A 15,954-nucleotide genomic window follows, 5' to 3' on the forward strand; every position below is an offset into this window, starting at 1 on the left:
AACCTGCCCCAGCGCGGCGGTACCTCTTTCACTCTGGAATTTGGCGTACATGAACAGTGGAGCGAGTCGGCCAGCGTGCCCGGTCAGCATTGGACCGGATTCCGCATCATTGCCATCAGTGATGCCGACGCGCTCAAGCTCAAGACCTGGACCGAGGCGCCCGGAGTCAATCAGCAATAATCAGCGGCGCGTCTTTTCCGCAAGGCGGATCGGGACTGAATGATTTGGCTGGACGGTTTGGCTTTGCGCCCCCTGACAAGGCACCATGGCAGTCTTGCACAGGAGGATTTCGACCATGACCGAAGCACTTGCCCAAGCCTATCCGTTGCACATGGCCACGCTCAGGCAAAGAGCCGATGCGGCGCTTGAGGCGTGTGGTCGCGATCAGCTGGTCATCGCAGCCGGACATCCGATCACCAAGCATCTGGATGACCAGGATTATCCGTTCATCGTGCACCCGGCCTTCAAGCAGTGGTTGCCGCTGCTGGATGCGCCCGGTAGCTGGATCGTCTACACCCCGGGCAAGAAACCCAAACTGGTATTCCTGCAGCCGCAGGATTTCTGGCACGTCGTGCCCGAAAGCCCAACCGGCTACTGGGTCGATCATTTCGACATCGAAATCATCCGCAAGTGGCCCGATGCACGCAAACACCTGCCCGCCAACCCTGATCGCTGCGCCATCCTCGGCCAGCCACGCGATGCTGTGGAGGACATGATCCCGAACAGCCCGCAGCCACTGGTCGACTCTCTGGACTACCATCGCGCCTACAAGACGCCCTATGAACTGATCCTCATGCGCCAGGCCAGCGTGCTGGGTGCCCGCGGCCATCGCGCCGCCGAGGCCGCGTTTCGTGCTGGCGAAAGCGAATTCGGCATCCACATGGCCTATCTGCATGCAATCAGCCAGATCGACGCCGAATTGCCGTACGCCAGCATTGTCGGTCTGAACGAGCATGGTGCCGTATTGCACTACACTCATTTCGACCGCACTCCACCCGAGCAAAGCCTGTCATTCCTGATCGACGCAGGCGCCAGCAGTGCCGGCTATGCCAGCGACATCACCCGCAGTCATGCAGCGCCGCAGGCGGAGGAATTCCAGGCCCTGATCGAGGCTGTGGACGGCGTGCAGCAGAAGCTGTGTGCGATGGTGCGCGCAAACCAGGATTACCGTCAGATGCACCTCGAGGCCCATCACATGCTGGCGGGGGTGCTCAGGGACCAGGGATTCATCGACATGAGTCCGGAGGCGGCCGTCGAGGAAGGCGTCAGCAGCATCTTTTTCCCGCACGGACTGGGCCACAGCATCGGTCTGCAGGTGCATGATGTTGGCGGGTTCCTGAAAAACGCCAGGGGCGAGAAGACTGCGCAACCCGAAGGTCATCCCTTCCTGCGCCAGACCCGCACGCTGGAACCGTCGATGGTCTGCACCATTGAACCGGGACTGTATTTCGTCGACATGCTGCTGGCGCAACTGCGAGAACGCCCGCAAGCCAAAAATGTGAACTGGGAGCGGGTGGACCGTTTCCGCCCATACGGTGGCATCCGCATTGAGGATGACGTGGCATGCACCGAAGGCGAACCGGAGAACCTCACCCGCGACGCGTTCGCGTCCCTGGGCTGAAAAGGCAGCGCTCCACGCACCGCCCCGAAAGCACAACGACAATGATCGTCGGCAAAGTTACAAACCCTTGCCCTGACTCCGGAAATAGATTGCCGGTACCTGTGCAAACGACCAGTCGGCCTGCCTTGTTGCCTAGCGTCGCCATAGTTGCCATCTGACTTGACGCACGTCAAAGCGTTGTCAGGGCTGCAGCAGGAAGATATAGTGCATCGCCGACCAATCCAAGGGTCGGCATGCCACCGCTGCACGCGGCAACCGGCGCTCTTGCGCCCAAGGAATATCCAGCCATGCATGACCTGAATGTCGTTGACTTGTCACGTCTGCAGTTCGCACTGACTGCGCTCTACCACTACCTGTTCGTCCCATTGACCCTGGGCCTGTCGATGCTTTTGGCCGCGATGGAGACGGTCTACGTGGTCACGCGCAAGCCGATCTATCGGCAGATGACGCAGTTCTGGGGCAAGCTGTTCCTGATCAACTTCGCCCTGGGTGTGGCGACCGGGCTGACCATGGAGTTCGAGTTCGGCACCAACTGGTCGTTCTACTCCAGTTTTGTCGGCGATATCTTCGGTGCCCCACTGGCCATCGAAGGTCTGATGGCGTTTTTCATGGAGTCCACCTTCGTCGGCCTGATGGCGTTTGGCTGGGAGCGGCTGCGACCCGGCCAGCATCTGGCCGTGACCTATCTGGTGGCGCTGGGCTCGAACCTTTCCGCGCTGTGGATCCTGGTCGCCAATGCCTTCATGCAGTCGCCGGTCGGTGCGCACTTCAACCCGGCCACGATGCGCATGGAACTGTCCAGCCTTCCGGCGCTGATCTTCAACCACGATGCGCAGGCCAAGTTCGTACACACCTCGATTGCCGGCTTTGTCACGGCAGCGATCTTCGTGACTGGTGTCAGCGCGTTCTACCTGTTGCGCAAACGTCACGTCGACCTGGCCCGCCGTTCGTTTCGCATGGCCGCACTTTTCGGCGTACTGGCAACGATCGGCGTGATCACGCTGGGCGACGCACTGGGCTTTGTCGGCGCGCAGGCCCAACCGACCAAGCTGGCTGCGATGGAGGCCCTGTGGACAACCGAAAAAGCGCCGATGCCGTTCAATCTGGTCGCCTTCCCCTCGCAAAGTGAACAAACCAATCACGGTACGCTGCAAGTGCCCTATGCGCTGTCGCTTCTGGTCACCCACTCGCTGGACGGCAGCGTGCCCGGCGTAGACCAGCTGGAAAAGGATGCCGTACGCCGAATCCACGACGGCATTCCCGCAGTGACGGCGCTGAAGACCCTTTCGGCGAATCCGTCCGACGCCACCGCCTTGCAACAGTTCAAGGCGCACGAGAAAGACCTCGGCTACGGCTTTCTGCTAGAGCGCTACGCTCCTGACGTGACACAGGCTACGCCGGCACAGGTCAACCAGGCCGCACGGGATACGATTCCCGCGGTCGCACCGGTGTTCTGGTCGTTCCGCGTGATGGTGGCTATGGGACTGGCGATGCTGGCGTTCTTCGTGATGGCGGTGATCTACACCATGCGCAACAACGTGCAGGACAAGCGCTGGTTCCTCAAGCTTGCGGTGTGGATGATCCCGGTTCCATTCCTGGCCAACGAGGCCGGCTGGCTGGTCGCCGAGTTGGGGCGCCAACCATGGACGGTGTACGAAATGCTGCCGACCTGGATGTCGGCATCCACCCACAGCCTGGGCTACATGATCTTCTCGATCACCGGCTTCGTGCTGCTGTACACCGTGTTCATCGTGGTCGAAATGTACTTGATGGTACGCGCCATCCGGACCGGGCCGGGCACATCGCCCGGATTCGGTGAGGACGCCCGCCTGAACCCTGCACCGGAGGCCTGACCCATGGATCTTTACGCTGCTCTTCAAATCACCTGGTGGCTGCTGCTCGGGGTGCTACTGATCGGCCTGGCAACGATGGTCGGCATGGACATGGGGGTGGGCACGATCCTGCGCTATGTCGGTCGCACCGACCTGCAACGGCGCGTGGCGCTGAACACCATCGGACCGCACTGGGACGGCAACCAGGTGTGGTTCGTCCTTGGCGGCGGTGCGGTGTTTGCGGCCTTCCCGCTGATCTACGCCACCGCATTCTCCGGTTTCTACGTGGTCATGCTGCTGCTTCTCTGGAGCATGATCATGCGTCCGCTTGGCTTCGAGTACCGCAGCAAGATGTCCTCGAGAGCCTGGCGCGAAACCTGGGACTGGGCGTTGTTTGTCAGTGGCTTCGTGCCGATGGTGGTGTTTGGCGCCGCCTTCGGCAACCTGTTCCTGGGCGCACCGTTCCATTTCGAGTGGAACCTGACGTCCGTCTACACCGGTTCGTTTCTCAGCCTGCTCAACCCGTTTGCAATCCTGTGCGGACTGTTGTCGGTCAGCCTGTCGGCTTTCATGGGCGCCAGCATGCTGATGCTCCGCGCCGAGGGCGCGATCCACCAGCGCGCGCGGACGCTGGCTCGCGGCGCTTCGATACTGGCCGTGGTGCTGTTCGCCATCGGTGGCGTGTGGGTGCGCAGCCTGCGCGGTTTCGTGCTGACCGCGGCGCCCGCGCCCGGTACGGCGCAAACACCGCTGCAGCAGAGCGTGGACGTGGCGTCCGGTGCCTGGCTGCACAACTTCATCGGCCACCCCCTGCTGTGGCTGGTGCCGGTGCTGGGCTTCGCCGGAATGCTCGGTGGCCATCTCGCCGCCACGCGCGGCCGCTCGTTGTGGGCCTGGTGGCTGGGTGCAACGGCCTGGGCCGGGGTGATCGGTACCGCGGGCGTGGCGCTGTTCCCGTTTCTTCTGCCATCCAGCGCGGTGCCCGCGCAAAGCCTGACCGTGTGGAATGCCAGTTCAAGCCAAATGACACTGAGCTGGATGCTGGGATTTGCCCTGGTGTTCGTACCACTGATCATCTGGTACACCAGTTGGGCCTTTTACGTGATGCGCGGTACCGTCCGTGGCGAACACGTGGCTTCCGACGAACACGCATACTGACCCGCATCACCTGGAGTAACCCATGAAAACCTTTCTGCTGTTTCTGCTCTACATGGTGCTGGCGGTCCTGGTGATCCTGATGGCCATCCTGCTCGGCAACTCCGGAGCCTGGTATTTCGCCTGGCTCGTCGGTACCACCATGATCGTGCTGATCGCGGCAGCCGGCGCCAGCCTGCTGGATACGCAGGATGAGCACGCCGCACAAGGAGCCACACACGGCGATTCGCCGTGAGCTCAACCCGGGAACGGCGTGTCGCCGTGCCTGAACGCTGCGCGATGAGATCATGACGACCACGCCCTCTCCCATGGCCTGGCTGCGCGCCCAGGCCCGGCCGCAACGCCGCCTGTTGTTCGCGGGTGTGGCGCTGGGCGCTACCCAGGCGCTGCTGCTGTGCATCGGTGCGTGGCTGGTTGCGCGGATACTTGCCCACGCCATCCTCGACCGCAGCGGCCTGCGGATGTTCTGGCCGGCGCTGGCAGCACTGGCCGGCATCGCAGTGCTGCGTTTCATCATGACCCTGGCCCAGCGTCGTCTGACCTTCGAGGCCGGAGCCCGCGTCAGTATCCAGGTGCGCAATGCACTGGAAACGCAACTTCGTCGACGTGGGACGCAACAGTCCAGCGGAGAACTGGTCACGCGCCTGGTCGATGGCATCGATGCCCTGGCACCCTACTACTCGCGTTACCTGCCCCAACTTGCGTTCGCGGCGCTGGTTCCGGCGCTGCTGCTGCTGGCCGTGCTTCCGGCCGATCCATGGTCCGCCCTGATCCTGTTTGTCACCGCGCCGCTGATCCCCGTATTCATGATCCTGGCCGGGCGCGCCGCGCAGCAGGCCAGCCAGCGGCGGTGGGACAGGCTCAAGCGCCTGGGCGAGCGCTTCATGGATGCCCTGGGGGGGTTGACCACGCTGCGCCTGCTCCGCGCCGTCGAGCGCGAACAGGCGCAACTGGCCGTGGCCGGCGAAGCCTACCGCCGGGAGACCATGGCAGTTTTGCGGGTCGCGTTTCTTTCCGCACTGGTGCTGGAATTTTTCGCCACGGTCAGCATCGCGGTCGTGGCCGTACTGATCGGCTTCCGGCTGTTGTGGGGCACGCTGGGCTTCGAGCAGGGCCTTTTCGTGCTGCTGCTGGCGCCGGAATTCTACCTGCCACTGCGCGTACTGGGTGCGCAGCGACACCAACGCATGGATGCCGCCAGCGCCGCCGAAGACCTTGTCGCATGGCTGCAAAAGCCGCACGCAACCGATCCTGTCGCAACCCGTATGACGCACGCGCCACGCTCCATGGCACCCGTCGCGATGCGGTTCGAGCACGTGGCCTTCGGCCTTGATGAGCGCATGATCCTGCAGGACATCGATTTCTCGGTCGCAGCAGGCGAAAGCATCACCCTGGTCGGGGCCAGCGGCTGCGGCAAAAGTACCCTGCTTGATCTGGTGATGGGCTTTGGCCAACCCGACAGCGGTCGGATTCGTATTGATGGCAATGACCTTGAGGCCTCGGACATCGCGGACTGGCGCGCACGCATCGCCTGGGTACCGCAGCGCCCGCACGTGTTCCAGGGCAGCTTGCGCGACAACCTTCTGCTGGCCGCACCCGACGCTGACACCCAGGCCATCGCCCGGGCAGTACAGGCCGCGGTACTGGGCCCGGTCATCAAACGTCTTCCGCTGGGCCTGGACACGCCGCTCGGCGAACGCGGCAGAGGCCTTTCGGGCGGTGAATGCCAGCGCCTGGCCCTGGCGCGCGCGTGGTTGCGGGATGCCTCGCTGTTGTTGCTGGACGAACCCACACAGCATCTGGACACCACCACCGCGCAAGCTGTCGACAAAGCCCTCGAAAGGCTTGCCGCAGGCCGCACGGTGCTGCGTGTCGCACACCGCCTGGAGGCCATCGACGACCGCGACACGGTACTGGTGATGGCGCATGGCCGCATTGTCGAACGCGGTACCGCAGGTGGGCTGCGCGAGGCAGGCGGGGTGTTCGCCGACTTGCTGGCCGCGGACCTCGCCGCATGAAGCACCGCAAGGCGACCTCCGAGAGCACCATCGCTACGCTGCGCAGACTGCTTGGACTGATGCGCCGTCAAACCCCGTGGCTGCTCGGCGGTGCGGCACTGTCCCTGCTCAGCACGCTGGCGGGCATCGGCCTGATGGCGGTCTCGGGCCGATTCATCACGGCCATGGCCCTGGCCGGCCTAAGCGACGCGGCCATCAATTACTACACACCAGCGGCGCTGATCCGCCTGTTCGCGATCCTGCGCACAGGTGGCCGCTACGCCGAGCGCCTGGTGACCCACGAAGCGACCCTGCGCGCATTGTCGGGGGTGCGTATCTGGCTGTTTGAGCGACTGGTCCCGCTGGCGCCGGCCCGGCTCGGCGCACTGCGCAGCGCGCAGTTGTTTGCCCGCCTGCGCGCGGACGTCGACGCTCTCGAACAGGCCTATCTCGCGATCCTGGTACCCGTGGCCGTGGCCATCCTGGCCTCACTGGTGGTATGGGCCACGATGCTGGCCTACCTGCCCGTGCTTGCGGCCGCGGTGGGCATCTTGATGCTTTTCGCCGGAGCCCTGGTGCCGGCTTGGATCGTGCGCGCCGGCGCGCGTCCCGGGGCCGATGTCGTGGCTGCCGACGAAGCCCTGCGCGCGTTGGCCATGGATGGCGTACTGGGGCGCGCGGAACTGGCGCTGTATGGCGCCGAAGCCGCGCACGCCGAGCACATGCGGCGCCTGACCCGAACCCAGCAGTCTGCGCGCCGGCGCGTCGATCGCCTGCAGGCCATCGGCGGCGCCAGCGTGACCCTGGCGATGCAGTGGACCGTTGTCGCGGCCCTGGCACTCGGCATTCCGGCACTGCGTTCCGGCGCGCTCCGCGGCCCGGACCTGGCGATGCTGGTGCTGCTGGGTCAGGCCGGCTTTGAGGCCCTTTCGTCACTGCCCGACGCCTGGGCGCAACTGGGGTCCACGCTGGCCTCGGCACGTCGCATATTCGCCTTGGCCGATACCGAGCCGGCACTGCGCGATCCGGTCGCGCCCGCGATGCCGCCGTCTGGCAACGACCTCTGTCTGCGGGACGTCCGCCTGCGATACCACGATACCGGACCATGGGTCCTGGACGGGATCGACCTGGACCTGCCGGCGGGACGGCATCTGGCGCTTGTCGGCGCATCGGGCGCCGGCAAAAGCAGTCTGGTCCATGCACTGACCCGACTGTACCCACACCAGGGCAGCATCACTCTGGGCGGGACCGCGCTTGAGGCGCTGTCCGGCGAAGCTGTCCGCGCACGCATCGCGGTAGTCGACCAACGTCCCTACCTGTTCCACGCCAGCCTGCGCGACAACCTTCTCCTGGCACGCCCCGAGGCCAGTGACGAGGACCTGAACGCGGCGATTACACAGGCCCGGCTCGACGATTGCGTATCGCGTCTGCCGCAAGGGCTGGACACCCACCTGGGCGAGGATGGCGCACGCGTTTCGGGCGGTGAGGCGCGTCGCATCGCGATCGCGCGGGCCTTGCTTGCCGACGCCCCGATCCTGGTGCTGGATGAACCCACGGAAGGCCTTGACGCGACCACCGCGGCCGCGCTCTACCAGGCACTGGCACAGGCCATGCGCGGCCGCAGCGTGTTGTTGATCACGCACCGTCTGGGTGGGCTGTCCGCGCTTGTCGACGAGATCGTCGAACTCGCACACGGCCGCGTCGTGGATCGCCGAGCACCCGTGTCAGGACACAGACCGGCACAGCAGCCTTCGACGAACTGAACCTCAGGCGCCCTTGCGCGCCTCGGAAAGCATGTCCTCGATGGCACCGGCTTCGCGCGGCACCGCATCGGTCAATACCTCGACGCCATCACGGGTAGTCACCACGTCATCCTCGATGCGTATGCCGATGCCGCGCCAGCGCGGATCCACATCCTGGTCATCGGCCGGGATATACACACCCGGCTCGACCGTGACCACCATGCCCGGTTCGAGCATGCGCGGCTCGCCATCGATGCGGTAATCGCCCACGTCATGTACGTCCAGACCCAGCCAGTGGCCGGTTTTGTGCGGAAAAAAGCGTTTGTAGCTGGCATTGGCAAGGATCGAGGCCAGACTGCCGTTCAACAGCTTCAGGGTCTTCAGACCCTCGGCAATCACTTCGACCGCAGCCTCGTGCGCGGCGCTGAACGGCTGCCCGGGCCGTACCTGCTCGATCGCCGCCTGCTGCGCGGTCAGTACCACGTCGTAGAGCGCCCGCTGGTCGCGGGTGAAACGTCCGTTGACCGGAAACGTGCGGGTGATGTCGGTGGCATAGCATTCCACTTCGGCGCCGGCATCAATCAGCAGCAGGTCACCATCACGCAGACGCGACTGGTTGGCGTTGTAATGCATGGTGCAGGCGTTGACGCCTCCGGCCACACTGGGCATATAGGCGGACACGGCGCCCTGGGCGCGCATCACGCGCAGCAACTCTGCCTCGACCTCGAATTCGGCCACGCCAGGCCGTGTGCACGCCATCGCGGCACGGTGCGCATTCACCGAGACCGCTGCGCAACGACGCATCAAGCTGAGTTCCGCGCGCGACTTGAACAGGCGCATGTCATGAAGCAGGTAACCCAGGGACAAAAAATCCTTGGGCACCACGCCGCCGCCGCGCAAGGCGCGCAAGCGGCGCATCCAGGCCAGCAAACGGGCATCGAATTCCGGTTCCTGCCCAAACTGGCAGTAGACCCGCGCGCGGCCCTCGAGCATGCCCGGAAGGATGTCGTCGATGTCCTCGATCGGAAAGGCATCATCCACCCCGCATGTCTCGACCGCGCCCTCGGTCCCCAGGCGAGGACCATCCATACGTTCGCGTTGCGGGTCACGCTCGCGACAGAACAGCACCGACTCGGCCACGCTGCGCCCCGGTAGCAGGGCGAGCACGGCTTCCGGTTCGGGATAGCCGGTCAGGTAATGGAAGTCCGAATCCTGTCGATAAGGCCAGGCAGCATCCGCGTTGCGCATGCGTTGCGGGGCCGATGCGACCAGCAACGCGGCATCCTCTCCCGCCATGCGCATCAGTTGCCGACGCCGTCGGGCATACTCGGCCCTGGATATGCTCTGACCTTTCATCTTGCGCGCAGGCGGGTTCACCTTTGCATCCATGCTCAGTGAACACGGCCGGCCGTGCGGGCCGGAGCCGCAGACGACTGCCCCGAGACTTCGGCATGCAACAGCATCGCGCCGACACGCACGAACTCGTGCACCTCCATCAGCGCGCGCTCATCCGCATCGTCGTTCCCACACGCCAGTTCGGAACCGGCGATGGTGCCGAAATCGCGAAGCACTTCGCTCGCGTCCGCGCCAAGTGCTGCAGCAGCGGCTGCGTCGGCCAGGCCGAAACCTCCAAGGAATCCGCGGCACCATTCGACCAGCGCATCGGCGCGCTCGGACAACGGGCTTGAGGCGGCGGGCAGCAGCGGTTCGAAGCCCATGCTGGCATCTTCGAGCGCAACTCGGCATTCCTGATACAGGGTCTTCAGATGCGATTCGAATGCCTGCCGTGCAGGGCCCGGTTCGATATCCAGTTGCAGCGCCTGGAGCAGATGACGGGCATCTGCACTACCCCCTGCGCAAATGTAACCGGTGATCGAGCCATGCAACTCGCTTGCGTCCACGCCCACGCGGGCACGTATGAGGTCGGAATCGAGATCAGCGTGGGTCACGGGCATTGCGGGCAGACATGGAACTTGCGGGAATGTGAATTCATTCTGGCACCCATTCCGGCTATTGCCTACACTGCCATTCGGGATATGAATCGTGGATCGCCTGTCGAGGCCTCCATAACCCAGTCATCCGGGGGCATGATGTCCAGTAGGCACGGGAGCAGTGAAGCAAGGCTTCGCCCATCCAGCTCATGCTGGACCAAGGGCTTGGGCTGCCTGTGCACGCCTTCCGGAAAACCGTACCTGTCGGTGGCATGGACACTGGCTTTGCTTTTTGCGCTGCTCACCTGCGCGGCCCAGGCGCATGAACGCGACTATTACTTTGGGCATATCGGCTCAGGTCAGGGACTGGCACAAAACACCATCGGCGCCATCCTGCAGGGGGACCATGGTTATATCTGGCTTGGAACCCAGGGCGGCTTGCATCGCTATGACGGATACAGCCTGAAGCGCTTTCACCACGATGCCAGCCGCACCGACAGCCTTCCAGACAACGTCATCAGCGCGCTTGCGAGCGACGGCAGAGGGCATCTTTGGGTTGCCAGCAAGGTCGGCAGCCTGGTGTTGTTCGATCCATCCAGTAACCGGGTGCTGCCCATTCCAGGGAACTGGGCCTCCAAACTCTCCACCGTGACGGCCCTGGCAGGAGGCCGCGGCAAACGCCTCCTGGTGGCACAGCGCGATTCGGTGATCGCGGTCGACCACGGATATGCGCATGCAAAGGTGCTCTGGAGAGCATCCCAAAGCCAGACCCTGTCCATCACCCGGCTTTCGTCCTGCGCCAATGGCAAGGCCTATGCCCTGCACGACCAGGCCCTGATCCAGCTGGGTGCGGACGCCGCACACTCCCATGTGGTGCAACTGGACATCAAAGGCGTACACAGCCTGTTGTGCCTGCGTAACGGGCATGTGTTGCTGGGCGCCGACAGCGGGTTGTACCGGGTCGATCCTTCCAATGGAACCACAACCCGCATCTGGCCGACAGACGCCACTTCCCCGCCCGGGACCACGACCATTGATGCCTTGACCGAGGATCATGCCGGTCGCATCTGGGCCGCTGTGATCGGATCCGGTCTGCTGCGTCTTTCGGCCAACGAGAAGGATGCCCGATTGCTGCAACCGCATCCGGAGGTCCGCGGCAGCCTGTTCGACGAAAATATCGAGCGCTTGTATGTCGACCAGTCCGGCCTGGTCTGGACGGGCACGGCCACACATGGCGCATCGTACTTCGATCCTGACGGCACACCGTTCCGATTCGTGATGGACGACCAATCCGGGAATCATGGAGTCGCCACCAACAATATTCGCGCGATCAAGGAAGACGACAGCGGCCGTCTGTGGCTGGGACTCGGTGGCGCGGGCCTTCACCGGTATGACCCGGACACCGGGGAATTTCGGAGTTTCACGCCCGCATTGCTCAATGCGATCAAGCCCTCTGCGCCACAACGGCTTGGGGTGTACGCGATTGTCGGCAACGGAAACCCCTACTGGCTGGGAACCGATGCCGGCGTCATTCGACTCGACGTCTCCAGCGGCAAGGCGCGTCAACTTGACCTGTCCCCGGGCCCTGAAGTTCCTATCCGTACGGTTCTGCTGGATCCAGACGGATCCCTTTGGGCCGGCATGTATGACGGTTCGGGCGTGGTGCACTACCGCAACGGCAAGGTGGTGCAGAGGCTCAGGCATGAGGCCGGAAAACCAGACCACAGTCTGGCTTCCGGCATCGTTGTCGCGCTGGCCCGGGATCGTTCCGGTCGCATCTGGATCGGAACCAGCAGCGGGTTGAGCGTATACAACCCTGGCGACAGGAGTATCCGTACATTCCATGAAAAGCCGGGCGTCAACGACAGTCTCAGCAGCCGGGTGGTGATGAGCCTGTTCATTGACCACAGGGGTACGCTCTGGGTCGGCACCCAGTCCGGGCTCGATCACCTGATGAAGCTGGACGCGAGTGGAGCGCATTTCAAGCGATTGACCAGCCACGACGGACTGCCGGACGCCACCATCTATTGTCTCAGGGAGGATCTCCAGCATCGGCTGTGGATGAGCACGAACCGCGGAGTGGTCCGCTATGACCCGGCCAGCGGCAAGATCACCCCCTTCTCTGTGCAGGACGGACTGCAAGGGATGGAATACAACACCGGCGCATGCATCCGCACACGCGATGGCAGCATCGTGTTCGGCGGCGTCAACGGCTTCGACCGCGTCCAGCCCAGTCACGTCAAACCCAGCACGTTCGAACCACGTGTCAATCTGACAGGCATCTTCATTGGGGCCAAAAGCCATTCCACGCAAATTGCGAACGATCAAATTCGCATGCCGCAATCGGCACGCGCGATTCGCTTCGACTTTGCGGCCATGGACTTCGCCGCTCCCGGCCAGAACCGTTTCAAACATCGTCTGGTCGGTTTTGACAAGGACTGGATCGACGACGGTACGCGGCACAGCGCCACCTACACCAACCTCCCGGTCGGCCATTACAGCTTCGAGGTGTATGGAAGCAACCACAGCGGCCACTTCGGTGGCAAGCCGCTGAATCTGCAGCTTGTGGTGGAGCCGCCCTGGTGGGCCACACGTACCATGAAGGCGGTCTATGTGGCGCTCTCGCTCGCGATTGGGCTGATCCTCATCGCTGCGCTGCGAGCGCGAAAGGCGCGCGAACGGTTCCACCAGAGGCAACTGCGCGAGCGCGAATCACGCCTGAGCATGGCGCTGTGGGGGTCCGGCGATGAATTCTGGGACCTGGACCTTCTCCAGGGGCGCCTCTACAGACTTGGCGCCGAACAGATCCTGGGCAAGGGCACGCCGCCAACCATCGATTTCAACGACTGGTGCAACTACGTTTTGCACCCGGACGACCTTGCCCACGTGAAGATGGACATCGCTGCCTGTCTGGATGGCGAGGTCGAGCATTATGAATCCGAATACCGCCTCAAGACCACGCAGGGCAAATGGATCTGGGTACTCGGCCGCGGAAAGATCGTCGAACGTGGCCCGGAGGGCAAACCGATACGCTTGTCCGGAACCCTGCGCAACATTACCCACCAGCGAGACCAGGATCACGACCGTCGCATTGCCACCGAGGTGATCCGCAGCATGAGCGAGGCGGTCACCGTGGCCGATCTGGGCTTTACGTTTGCATCGGTCAATGCCGCCTTCACGCGCATGACCGGATACACCAACAAGGAGGTCCGCGGCCGCAACACATCGATCCTCAACTGCATCCAGCAGGCCGACAGCGTGTACACGCACATGCGTCGTGAACTGGAAACGCACGGCCACTGGCGGGGGGAACTTTGGCAACGTCGCAAGAACGGCAGCGACTTCCTGTGCTGGATCGAGTTGCGCGAAGTCTGCAATGCACATGGCACGCGGACCCATTACGTAGGTGTGATGACCGACATCACCGATCGCAAGCGCGCCGAACAGGAGCTGCTGTACCTGGCCAACTACGACATGCTGACCGGCCTGCCCAACCGTACCCTGCTCAGCGAACGTCTCAGTGACGCTATCCTGCGCGCGCGCCGCAACAATGGTCGATTGGCACTGCTGTACGTGGATCTGGACCGCTTCAAGCACATCAATGATTCGATGGGACACTCCACCGGGGACCGCCTGCTCAAGGCGGCCGGCGCGCGCCTTCGCCAGTGCATCCGCGAACAGGACACCGTGGCCCGTGTCGGTGGTGACGAGTTCACACTGGTACTGGAAGACATTGGCGGTTCGGGCGACGTGATCGGCGTCGCACACAAGATCATCGGTGCCTTCAACGACGCGCTGGTCCTGGACACCCATCAGGAAGTGCTGATCTCTCCCTCGATCGGCATTTCGCTCTACCCCGACCATGGCCAGGTGCCCAACGAACTGCTCAAGCACGCCGATACCGCGATGTACCAGGCCAAGGAGCGAGGCCGCAACACGTGGATGATCTACAACGACGACATGGATGCCGATGCACGCCTGCGCGCGACCATGGCCGGCGCACTTCGACGCGCGCTCGAACACGACGAAATGCATGTCGTGTATCAACCGAAAATGGATCTGGACAGCCGCGAAGTGGTCGGCGTCGAAGCCCTGGTGCGCTGGAACAACGACAAGCTCGGCGAAGTGCCACCAGGCATCTTCATTCCGCTGGCCGAGGAAACCGGCGTGATCATGAAGATCGGGCAATTCGTGCTCGAACGCGCCTGCCTGGACCTGCGCACCTGGCGCGCAGCCGGACTGGATACGATGAGCATGGCCGTCAACCTGTCGATGGTTCAACTGCAGCGCAGTGGCCTGGCCAAGAACCTGCAGCACATGCTGCGCGACTACGACATCCCTGCACAATTCATGGAACTGGAACTGACCGAGAGCACCGTCATGGCCAATGTGGAGCAATCCATGCGCACACTGGGTGAACTGCGCGCGATCGGCGTGAACCTGGCGATCGACGATTTCGGTACCGGATACTCCTCCCTGGCCTACCTCAAGCGCCTGCCCCTGAACGCACTCAAGATCGACCAGGCTTTTGTCGGCGACATCACGACCGATCCTGATGATGAGGCGATCACCGCAACCATCATCACGATGGCCCATTCGCTGGGTCTGCAGGTGGTGGCCGAAGGCGTCGAGATTGCCGAACAGGCCGAATACCTGAAGGCGCATGACTGCGATCTGATTCAGGGCAACTGGCTTTCGCGCCCGCTCAAGTCCGAGTCCTGCATGGAGTTCTGCCTGCAACACGCCAAACTGGTAAAAGCCGCCAAATCCACATCTCAACCATGATGATTCGATCCCGGACTTGCGCCGGCACCCCGCAAGATGCGAAAACATCCATTATGCCTGTCCGTGCACAGATGACCTCATGAACATACCCAACCCACTGCAAACCGAACTCGATGCGTTGACCGAGACCCTCGACCAGTTGCTGCACACGGTGCAACGCATGGACGAGGAGAATCGCAGCCTGCGCCACAGCCAGGAACAACTGGCCACCGAACGGGCTGGTCTTCTGGCACGCAACGAACAGGCACGCAGCCGGGTCGAGGCCATGATCCAGCGACTGAAGTCGCTGGAAAGCTCGGGCTGAAGCCCATCGCAACCAAGACACATCAGAAGGTCCCATGTCCGAGCCGATCACGATCCGCCTGAACGACCGCGAATTTCTAGTCGCCTGTGAACCCGAGGAGCGTTCCGGACTGCTGGCAGCGGCCAGCTACCTGGACACCAAGATGCGCGAGTTCCGGGCCAACGCGCACAGTCCCGGCTTTGAACGGCTGGCCGTGCTGACCGCGCTCAGCGTGGCCCATGAACTGCTGGAGACCCGCCAGAAGCAGGAAGCCGAACAACGCGTATTCGGAGAAGGCATCGACACGTTGCGCCGAAAGCTGGAAAGCGCCCTCGAACGAACCACAACGTCACGTTCCTGAATGCCGGTGCACGCCGTAGCTGTTCAGATGTCACAAGCGCGCTAGAATAGGCGCCAGGGTGTTCCCTGCGGTGTTCGACAGCGTCTCGTGCCATTTACCTTGTTCCTAACTTTCGACCCGGGTCGGCAACATCATGGCTGGTGAGCATGTCCGTCGTGAACGGAAAGCCTGGATGCCATGTGAGCTCTCCCACCTGATCCCTCCGGATCAAGGTCGTTCGATGCGCATCGGCATTGTGGAGAACACC

The 15,954-nt window shown here is 63.2% G+C and carries 11 protein-coding genes, 1 other RNA gene and 1 pseudogene; 11 read left to right on the plus strand and 2 right to left on the minus strand.

Annotated elements, in window-relative coordinates; genetic code table 11:
- From PF446_RS05465 to cydC, 7 genes and pseudogenes are all read left to right on the plus strand, one after another.
- A pseudogene (locus PF446_RS05465) lies at positions 1–180 on the plus strand (hypothetical protein); the annotation flags it as partial.
- Between the two features lie 115 nt (positions 181–295).
- Positions 296–1,621, plus strand: coding sequence for a Xaa-Pro dipeptidase (gene pepQ / locus PF446_RS05470; RefSeq protein ID WP_298070235.1), 1,326 nt, complete (start codon positions 296–298; stop codon positions 1,619–1,621).
- 287 nt (positions 1,622–1,908) lie between these two features.
- A complete protein-coding gene (locus PF446_RS05475) occupies positions 1,909–3,474 on the plus strand; it encodes a cytochrome ubiquinol oxidase subunit I (RefSeq protein ID WP_298070236.1) in 1,566 nt (521 codons plus the stop codon).
- 3 nt (positions 3,475–3,477) lie between these two features.
- Complete coding sequence (gene cydB / locus PF446_RS05480) at positions 3,478–4,611, plus strand: cytochrome d ubiquinol oxidase subunit II (RefSeq protein ID WP_298070237.1); 1,134 nt, start codon at positions 3,478–3,480, stop codon at positions 4,609–4,611.
- Positions 4,612–4,633: 22 nt separating this feature from the next.
- Positions 4,634–4,843, plus strand: coding sequence for a hypothetical protein (locus PF446_RS05485; RefSeq protein WP_298070238.1), 210 nt, complete (start codon positions 4,634–4,636; stop codon positions 4,841–4,843).
- A 52-nt stretch (positions 4,844–4,895) separates the two neighbouring features.
- Positions 4,896–6,626 carry a thiol reductant ABC exporter subunit CydD gene (gene cydD / locus PF446_RS05490; protein WP_298070239.1) on the plus strand — a complete coding sequence of 577 codons (1,731 nt, stop codon included), beginning with the start codon at positions 4,896–4,898 and terminating at the stop codon, positions 6,624–6,626.
- On the plus strand, positions 6,623–8,368 hold the full coding sequence (cydC, locus tag PF446_RS05495) for a thiol reductant ABC exporter subunit CydC (RefSeq protein WP_298070240.1): 1,746 nt from the start codon (positions 6,623–6,625) through the stop codon (positions 8,366–8,368). Before cydD ends, cydC begins: the two co-directional genes overlap by 4 nt.
- Before the next feature lie 3 nt (positions 8,369–8,371).
- Here the strand turns inward: cydC and PF446_RS05500 are convergent, their stop codons facing one another.
- Together PF446_RS05500 and PF446_RS05505 are read right to left on the minus strand one after the other, a co-directional pair.
- Positions 8,372–9,703, minus strand: a complete 1,332-nt coding sequence (locus PF446_RS05500) for an aminopeptidase P N-terminal domain-containing protein (protein ID WP_298070245.1) — start codon at positions 9,701–9,703, stop codon at positions 8,372–8,374.
- 35 nt (positions 9,704–9,738) lie between these two features.
- Positions 9,739–10,302: a UPF0149 family protein gene (locus PF446_RS05505; protein WP_298070241.1), complete on the minus strand. Its 564-nt coding sequence runs from the start codon at positions 10,300–10,302 to the stop codon at positions 9,739–9,741.
- Between the two features lie 201 nt (positions 10,303–10,503).
- On the opposite strand from PF446_RS05505, the gene PF446_RS05510 reads away from it, so the two are divergent.
- The 4 genes from PF446_RS05510 to ssrS all read left to right on the plus strand — a co-directional run bounded on the left by PF446_RS05510 (position 10,504) and on the right by ssrS (position 15,953).
- Entirely contained in the window at positions 10,504–15,063 is a 4,560-nt protein-coding gene (locus PF446_RS05510) for an EAL domain-containing protein (RefSeq protein ID WP_298070242.1), read from the plus strand.
- 79 nt (positions 15,064–15,142) lie between these two features.
- Positions 15,143–15,367 carry a TIGR02449 family protein gene (locus PF446_RS05515; protein WP_298070243.1) on the plus strand — a complete coding sequence of 75 codons (225 nt, stop codon included), beginning with the start codon at positions 15,143–15,145 and terminating at the stop codon, positions 15,365–15,367.
- A gap of 34 nt (positions 15,368–15,401) precedes the next feature.
- Complete coding sequence (locus PF446_RS05520; RefSeq protein ID WP_298070244.1) at positions 15,402–15,707, plus strand: cell division protein ZapA; 306 nt, start codon at positions 15,402–15,404, stop codon at positions 15,705–15,707.
- 59 nt (positions 15,708–15,766) lie between these two features.
- Positions 15,767–15,953, plus strand: a non-coding RNA gene (gene ssrS / locus PF446_RS05525) — 6S RNA.
- Position 15,954 lies beyond the last annotated feature (1 nt).

It is taken from the genome of Oleiagrimonas sp. (assembly GCF_027858935.1).
In the GTDB taxonomy this organism is placed as follows: Bacteria; Pseudomonadota; Gammaproteobacteria; order Xanthomonadales; family Rhodanobacteraceae; genus Oleiagrimonas.